6 protein-coding genes are annotated in these 6428 nt (G+C 59.2%); 1 reads left to right on the top strand and 5 read right to left on the bottom strand.

Annotated elements, in window-relative coordinates; translation table 11 throughout:
* Window positions 1-107: 107 nt before the first annotated feature.
* The 5 genes from ACR0D9_RS18180 to glyA form a co-directional block, all read right to left on the bottom strand.
* Entirely contained in the window at window positions 108-530 is a 423-nt protein-coding gene (locus ACR0D9_RS18180) for a universal stress protein (RefSeq protein ID WP_480539726.1), read from the bottom strand.
* A gap of 80 nt (window positions 531-610) precedes the next feature.
* On the bottom strand, window positions 611-1984 hold the full coding sequence (locus ACR0D9_RS18175; RefSeq protein ID WP_480488771.1) for an alanine/glycine:cation symporter family protein: 1374 nt from the start codon (window positions 1982-1984) through the stop codon (window positions 611-613).
* A 25-nt stretch (window positions 1985-2009) separates the two neighbouring features.
* A complete protein-coding gene (lipA, locus tag ACR0D9_RS18170; protein ID WP_480488769.1) occupies window positions 2010-2954 on the bottom strand; it encodes a lipoyl synthase in 945 nt (314 codons plus the stop codon).
* A 14-nt stretch (window positions 2955-2968) separates the two neighbouring features.
* Window positions 2969-4351 (bottom strand): dihydrolipoyl dehydrogenase, encoded by a 1383-nt coding sequence (gene lpdA, locus ACR0D9_RS18165; RefSeq protein WP_480539725.1) that lies wholly within the window; start codon window positions 4349-4351, stop codon window positions 2969-2971.
* An 11-nt stretch (window positions 4352-4362) separates the two neighbouring features.
* Window positions 4363-5616 (bottom strand): serine hydroxymethyltransferase, encoded by a 1254-nt coding sequence (gene glyA / locus ACR0D9_RS18160; protein ID WP_480484282.1) that lies wholly within the window; start codon window positions 5614-5616, stop codon window positions 4363-4365.
* Between the two features lie 146 nt (window positions 5617-5762).
* Between glyA and ACR0D9_RS18155 the strand changes: the two genes are divergently transcribed.
* Window positions 5763-6365, top strand: coding sequence for a helix-turn-helix domain-containing protein (locus ACR0D9_RS18155; protein WP_480484283.1), 603 nt, complete (start codon window positions 5763-5765; stop codon window positions 6363-6365).
* Window positions 6366-6428: the final 63 nt, after the last annotated feature.

The raw sequence follows: 6428 nt of genomic DNA, 5'->3' as shown, positions 1-6428 counted from the left end.
GAACTGGCATCTCCCACCCGGCAAAATCAACCATCTTGCCGCCCAACTCAACGTGAAGCCCAAAAAGCGGCGTGCGTCTAATCTCGGTCATTGATCCAACCTTTCACTCAACGGGACTGGTCGCGAACAACCATGACGGTGCAATGCGCGTTGCGCACGACACGGGCCAGGTTCGGACCGATTTCATAATTCGGAAAATCACCCTTGGTCGAGGCCATGACGATCAGGTCAAAGCCGTCCTTGTAGGCGCGCTTGAGGATTTCACGGTAAACGCTGCCTTCTTCAATATGGACAGGCACGTCCGATGCGTTGCCATGATCCAGAATGGCCTGAACCGCATTTCGCACGTGATCTTTGGCGCCGGCGCCGTAGTTGGCGGGCAGGTTCGGCAGCTGGATGATCTCGGGGATAACGGCAACCGCATGCAGCTCAGCCCCGTAGAATTTCGCCTGTTCCAAGGCAACTGGCAGGGCATTTTTCCACGAACGGTCGTCGGTGTGATCAATGGGCAGCAGGATTTTCGTGGCCATCACGTCTCTCCTCGAGATATGGAATTCTGTTTCAAAGGCGGGGGGCCGGAATGGCCCCCCGGTTTCAAGTCAGACCAAGCTTATTCGGCAGGCGCGCCGCCCGGCTCTTCGGACTTGCCGCCCGAGGCGAAGAACTCTTTCGTCAGCTTGAAGACGATCGGGCTCAGCAGGGCCAGGGCGATCAGGTTCGGAATGGCCATCATGGCGTTCAGCGTGTCGGCCAGCAGCCAGACAAAGCCCAGATCCGCGGTTGCACCGAAGTAGATCGCGATGATCCACAGGATGCGGTAGGGAAGCAGGGATTTCACGCCCAGCAGGAACTCGACGCATTTCTCGCCATAGAAGGACCAGCCGAGGATGGTGGTAAAGGCAAAGATCGACAGAGCGATGGCGATGATCGACCCGCCGATACCCGGCAGAGTGGTCTCGAACGCCAGCGAGGTCAGCGCCGCACCGGATTCTCCCGATGTCCAAGCACCTGACGAGATGATCGCCAGACCGGTGATCGAACAGACGATGATAGTGTCGATGAACGTTCCCAGCATCGCGATCAGGCCCTGATTGACCGGGCCTTTGGTCTCGGCTGCCGCGTGCGCGATCGGAGCGGAACCCAGACCCGCTTCGTTCGAGAAAACACCGCGCGCCACACCAAAGCGGATGGCGGCCCAGACGGCTGCACCAGCGAAACCACCTTCGGCGGCTGATGGGGTGAAGGCGTAGGTGAAGACCAGCGACAGCGCATGACCGATGTTGCCGATGTTGATGATCAGGACCAGCAGTCCGGCAACGATATAGGCAATCGCCATGAACGGAACCAGTTTACCGGCGACCGCACCGATACGGGTGATACCACCCAGAATAACAGCGGCGGTCAGAACCATCAGAGCGACACCGGTGACCGAGGTGTTTACTCCGAAATTCGATTCCAGAACCTGTGCAACACCATTGGCCTGCACACCGTTACCAATGCCAAAGGCCGCAACTGCGCCAAACAGGGCAAAGGCAACACCCAGCCACGCCCATTTCGCGCCCAGACCGTTCTTGATGTAGTACATCGGGCCGCCGACGAAGTTGCCCAGCTCGTCCTTTTCGCGGTATTTCACCGCGCAGACAGCCTCGGCATATTTGGTGGCCATGCCCACCAGGGCGGTCATCCACATCCAGAACAATGCGCCCGGACCGCCCAGGAAGACAGCAGTGGCAACACCGGCGATGTTCCCCGTACCGATGGTGGCCGACAGCGAAGTCATCAACGCGTTGAACGGGCTGATCTGCCCTTCGCCCTGACCTTCACGGCCTTTGAACAGCAGGCTGAAGCCCGTGCCAATGCGCAGGATCGGCATGAACTTCAGTCCGACCTGCAGGAAGAAGCCGACGCCAAGGATGAGAACCAGCATCAGCGGCCCCCACACGACGCCATTGATGGCCCCTACGATTGAATTTAACGCTTCCATGGATTCCCTCCCATTTGCGTTTGGTTTATGCCCCTTTGGCGATAGCCCGCTGGCGAGCCTGCCTGAGAGCAGCGAAATCTTCGTCCGCATGGAACGACGACCGGGTCAGCGGGGTTGCTGACACGTGCAAAAAGCCCTTGGACCGGGCAATCTGTTCCAGCTGGGCGAACTCTTCCGGTGTCCAGAACCGGTCGATTGGATGGTGTTTCGGGGTTGGTTGCAGATATTGGCCAACGGTCAGGAAATCGACCTGCGCTGCACGCAGATCATCCATGACCTGACGCACATCCGCGAGTGTTTCCCCCAGGCCCACCATCAGGCCGGATTTGGTGAATAGTTCCGGATTGGCGCGCTTGGCATCATCCAGCAGCCGCAGCGACGTGTAATACCGCGCGCCAGGACGGACGGTCGGATATAGGTGCGGCACGGTTTCCAGATTGTGGTTGAACACGTCCGGTGCGGCGTCAAAGACTGCCTTGGCGGCGTCGCCCTTGCCCAGAAAATCGGGGGTCAGAACTTCGACCGTGGTGCCGGGGTTTTGGTGGCGTACAGCCCGGATGGTCTGGGCAATATGCTCGGCCCCGCCATCGGCCAGATCGTCGCGATCGACCGAGGTGATGACGACATGGCGCAGGCCCAGCTTCCTGACCGCCGCTGCAACGCGACCGGGTTCGAAAGCGTCCAGCGCGTCGGGGCGGCCAGTCGATACGTTGCAGAACGAGCATCCGCGTGTGCAGACCTCGCCCATAATCATCATGGTTGCGTGGCGCTTGGACCAACACTCGCCGATATTGGGGCAGGCCGCCTCTTCGCAGACCGTCGCCAGATTGTGATCCCGCATCAGGCGCCGGGTTTCGTAATAGGCGGAGCTGTCGCCTTTTTTCTTGCGTATCCACTTGGGTTTGCGCGGAATGACGCTGTCGGCCTTTTTGGCTTTTTCCGGGTGACGTGGTCTTAGCTGGATGGTCATCTGGCTGGTCCCCGCTACGCGTGAATTGCCCGGCCCATGGCGTCAAGGCAGGCTTCTTTCACAGCCTCGCCCATCGCCGGGTGGGCATGGCAGGTGGCTGCGACCTCGGCGACCGTGATGCCCTTGGCCATGGCCAGAACCAGCTCGGCAATCAGATCTCCCCCATGCGCACCGCAAATATGCGCGCCCAGGATCTTGCCTTCGGAACTGGCCAGCACCTTGACGGCCCCGTCGGTCTCGCCGGTCGAACGCGCCCGCGAATTGGCCATGAAGGCAAACTTCCCGACCACGTATTCAATGCCCGTTTCTTGCAAGGCTTCTTCGGTCAGCCCGACCGAGGCGACCTCGGGGTCGGTGTAAACCACGCCGGGCACGGTATTGTAGTCAACATGCCCCGCTTCGTCTGCCAGCATCTCGACACAGGCAACGCCATCCTCTTCGGCTTTGTGCGCCAGCATCGGCCCTGGAACGCAGTCGCCAATGGCATAGATACCGGGAACAGAGGTACAGAATGTGTCATCCACCTGAATAAAGCCGCGCGGGTCGCAGGCTATCCCCAGTTCTTCCAGCCCCAACCCGCGCGTTACCGGTCGGCGTCCGACGGCGATCAGAACCTTGTCGGCCTCGATCACCTCTTCCTTGTCTTTGCCAACCCGATCCAGAGCAAGCGTCAGTCCGGCCGCGGTCTTGTTGACGGATTTCAATGCCCGACCAAGCTGGAACTTCAGGCCGCGCTTGGCCAGCGCCCGCTGCGCCAGTTTTGCAATCTCGCCATCTATGCCGGGCAGCACACGGTCCAGATACTCGACGACGGTGACTTTCGCGCCCAGACGCGCCCAGACCTGACCAAGTTCCAGACCGATCACACCTGCGCCGACCACCACCAGATGATCCGGCACGCTTTCCATCGCAATCGCGCCGGTCGAACTCAGGACGTCCTGCTCATCAATCTCGATCCCCGGTAGCGTGGTAGGTTCCGACCCGGTCGCGATCAGAATGTTCTTTGCCTCATAGATGTCAGCGCCAACCTTGATCTGCCCGACTGAAGGGATGCTGGCCCAACCTTCGATCAGGTCAACGCCGTTCTTCTTGAACAGGAATGCGATGCCTTTGGTCAGGTCGCCCACGATCTTGTCCTTGCGCTCCATCATCGCGCCGACATTGATGCTGGCCCCCTCGACCGCAACACCGTGGGAGGAGAGATGTGCAAGCTCGGCATATTTGGCCGAGGAGGTCAGCAACGCTTTGGAGGGGATGCACCCCACGTTCAGACAGGTGCCGCCAAGAGCGCCGCGCCCTTCGACGCAGGCAACTTTCAGTCCCAGCTGAGCCGCGCGGATCGCGGCAACATAGCCGCCCGGTCCGCCTCCGATGACAATCAGATCGTAGGTGTTCATTTCGCGCACTTTCAGTAGATCGGGTGGCTTGCGCAAAGCGCGCGAACCTTTTCGCGGGTTTCTTTTTCGATGGCCGCGTCGCCTTCGGGCGACTGCGCCAACGCGTCCAGAACATCGCCGATCAGATGGCCGATCTGTTTGAACTCTTCAGGGCCAAAACCCCGGCTGCACCCGGCGGCAGTGCCCAGACGGATACCGCTGGTGATGGTGGGTTTCTGGGGATCGCCCGGAACGCTGTTCTTGTTACAGGTGAACCCGGCACGTTCCAGCGCGGCCTCGGCATCCTTGCCGGTCACACCGATCGGGCGCAGATCGACCAGCATCAGGTGGTTTTCGGTGCCACCCGAAACGATGTCACATCCGCGCGCCATCATGACATTGGCCAAAGCCGATGCACTGTCGACAACGCGCTGCATGTATTCTTTGAACTCCGGCTTCAGCGCCTCTCCGAATGCAACCGCCTTGCCGGCGATCACATGCATCAGCGGGCCACCTTGCAAGCCCGGGAATACGGCAGAGTTGATCTTTTTCGCCAGCGCTTCGTCATTGGTCAGAATGATCCCGCCCCGCGGGCCGCGCAGTGTCTTGTGGGTGGTTGAGGTGACGATATGCGCGTGCCCAATGGGCGAAGGGTGCAGGCCAGTTGCGACCAGACCCGCGATATGCGCCATGTCCGCCAGCAACCACGCACCAACTTCATCTGCGATCTCGCGGAAACGGACAAAGTCGATCTTCTGGGAATAGGCCGATGCGCCTGCGATGATCAGCTTGGGCTTTTCCGCCCGGGCCAGCTCGGCCACCTGGTCGTAATCGATCAGGCCGGCTTGGGTCAGACCGTATTGTACCGGCCGGAACCACTTGCCGGATTGGGCAGGTTTTGCACCGTGTGTCAGGTGCCCGCCCGCATCCAGCGACATGCCCAGGATGGTGTCACCGGGGCTCAGCAACGCCAGTTTGACCGCCCCGTTCGCCTGAGCGCCGGAATGGGGTTGAACGTTGGCGTATTCACAACCGAACAGCTGTTTCAGCCTTTCGATGGCCTCGACTTCGACCTCGTCGACATATTCGCACCCGCCATAATAGCGGCGCGCAGGATAACCTTCGGCGTATTTGTTGGTCAGGACCGAGCCCTGAGCCTCGATCACAGCTTTCGAGACGATGTTCTCGGACGCGATCAATTCAATCTGTTCCGCCTGACGTATTCCTTCGCGCGCGATCGACGCGGCGATTACCGGGTCAGCCTCATTCAGCGACGTTTTGAACATTATCCCCTCCTTCGGTTCCGAATCCTCAGTACGAAACTTTGTTTCCAATAGTGGAAAATGATCCAATAGGGCAACATAAATCTCTTATTCAAGAAGTTGCGTATGTATGGGAAAACCTGTAGCCTTTGAAAAACAGGGGGAAATCCATGGTCGATGAAAGCCAAAACGATGTTTCCGGGCTGGAAGAACCGGACGAAGGCGAGGCTTTGGGCCGCTCCATTCGCGATGCGCGGCGATCAAAAGGCTGGACTTTGGAAGAGGCTGGCCGTGCTGCGGGTATTGGTCGGTCCACTCTGTCTAAGATCGAAAACAACCAGACACGGCCCAGTTTTGAAATCGTGCGGCGCTTGACACAGGCGCTCGACATGAGCACGCCACAGCTGTTCCTGCAATCGGGTCAGTCGGGCATCTCGGGTCGCCGCGATTTCACCCCAAAAGGCGAGGGGGAATTCAAGACCACGCCCACCTATCATCACGAACTGCTGTGTTCCGAACTGACCAGCAAACGGATGCTACCCTATATCGCAACGATCAAGGCGCGGGATGTATCCGAGTTCGACACTTGGATTCGGCACTCTGGCGAAGAATTCATGTATGTACTCAGCGGCGAGCTGATTTTCCTTTCCGAACATTACCGACCCTTGCCCATGAAGGCCGGGGATTCACTGTATTACGACAGTGGAATGGGCCATGGCTGTATCTCGACCAGCGACGAAGACGCCAGGATTCTGTGGGTTTCGCTGGAGTGATATCAGAAAACCGCATGCTTTATTGCAGGTTGTGAAAAGCAACAAACGGCTTCCCGCCAGTCC

It is taken from the genome of Ruegeria sp. AK11 (genome assembly GCF_056541095.1).
Note: the sequence above shows the minus strand (reverse complement) of the source record. Positions and strands in the feature narration are given on the sequence as shown.